The organism is Moorena sp. SIO4E2 (genome assembly GCF_010671945.1).
GTDB lineage: Bacteria > Cyanobacteriota > Cyanobacteriia > Cyanobacteriales > Coleofasciculaceae > Moorena > Moorena producens.
Genome location: NZ_JAAHIE010001109.1, coordinates 1 through 1,704 on the forward strand (window position 1 = coordinate 1; position 1,704 = coordinate 1,704).

The 1,704-nt window shown below is 45.1% G+C and carries 2 pseudogenes; both read right to left on the reverse strand.

The window, feature by feature from the left end:
* Positions 1-543: pseudogene (locus tag F6K37_RS41185) on the reverse strand (hypothetical protein); the annotation flags it as partial.
* 135 nt (positions 544-678) lie between these two features.
* Positions 679-1,704: pseudogene (locus F6K37_RS41190) on the reverse strand (hypothetical protein); the annotation flags it as partial.

Genomic DNA, 1,704 nt, shown 5'->3' on the forward strand with positions numbered 1-1,704 from the left:
TAGCGCTATCGGCTTAGTTTGTATTTCCTCTTCCTCGGATTGTAACTGTAGCGCTATGGGCTTAGTTTGTATTTCTTCTTGGTCGGATTGTAACTGTAGCGCTATGGGCTTAGTTTGTATTTCTTCTTCCTGGGATTGTAACTGTAGCGCTATGGGCTTAGTTTGTATTTCTTCTTCCTCGGATTGTAACTGTAGGGCGATCGGCTTAGTTTGTATTTCTTCTTCCTGGGATTGTAACTGTAGCGCTATCGGCTTAGTTTGAACCTCCTCTTCCTCCATGGAATTTTGCACTGAGGGTGCTGCCATGCGCATTACTTGGGCTGCAACACTGTCTGCCTCCTTTTCGTACACATCATTTGGTTCCCCCACTTGCATTTTTGTCTGGATGAGACGATTAACTGCTTGGTTTCCCAGTTTTCGTTGGAGTTGCAGGAGGGGGTGAACCGGACTATGGGTAGCCAAGGGGGTTGGCTTGGCTTGAACGGTTTTTCCCCTTGGGGTTGTTTGGTTGTTTTTGGTTTGGCTTGCCCGTTGATTACCCATATGGTTCACCTTTTCCTTGGCCGTTCCTACTAATATGATGATGCAATTTTTACAGACTGAGTGTATGCTAATGTTCTGGTTGTAACGCTTGTAACCTTTGAAGCGTTAGCTTTACCTTTCTTGCTCAGGGTCTGTCTAGGGCGAGTTTGGGTCACGAATCTCTGGGTTAGGACTAGGACCAGGGTCAATACCAGGGCGAGGATCAGGGCCAGGATCAGGGCGAGGATCAGGGACAGGATCAGGGCGAGGATCAGGGACAGGATCAGGGACAGGATCAGGGTCAGAAATAACTATACCTAATTGCCGTTCTATAACTAGGATTCGCTCTTGTAGATTTGTGATTTGCCCTTGTAGACTTTGAACCTGAGAAGCTTGATTCAGTGCATTCTTAGTAACATCATCCAATTTAACCATGCTAATACTTTTATCAGCAATTTTGGCATTGGTCACCGATTTATCAGCAATTTTTTGATTGGTCACCGAGTTATTGGCTAACTCAGCATTACCTACAGAACTATCCCCTTCAAATTTAGTGGCCTTAACAGTTCCAGCCACCTCTAATTTTTCACTAGGATTGGTTGTCCCAATGCCGACATTGCCGTTTGGCTGTAACCTCATTATTTCTTGACCATCTGCAGCACCGCCTGAAGCCGCAAAAATGAATCTGAATGCATCATTCGTATTATCTCCCCATGCCAGTACAGAATCTTTGCGATCTGCCCCTTCATCTTTCAATCCTAGAAATACAGTGTCACTATTCCAAGCAACTTGTAGTCCTGTTGTCATCCAGGGGCGATTACCACCTCCTAATCCATCTCCAACTTGCAAAAGGGATTGTGGATTTGTTGTCCCAATGCCGACATTGCCAGCGTTATAGTAAATCTTGTTACTACTACCATCAGACCACTTTGTGCCACCAGCGCTAATACCAGTTAAACCAGAACCATCCCCTTCAAACCTAGTGGCTTGGACAGTTCCATCCACCTCTAATTTTGTACTAGGATTTGTTGTCCCAATGCCAACATTACCAGAAGTAGGATGAACTGTTAGCCCATCCCGCGAAAGCATATCAGAAACACTAGGAAGCCAGCTATCATTATCTAAATTGGCTAGGTATGGTAAGGCTAGATATACTTCAAAAGATCCGTCAGCCTCGTCACC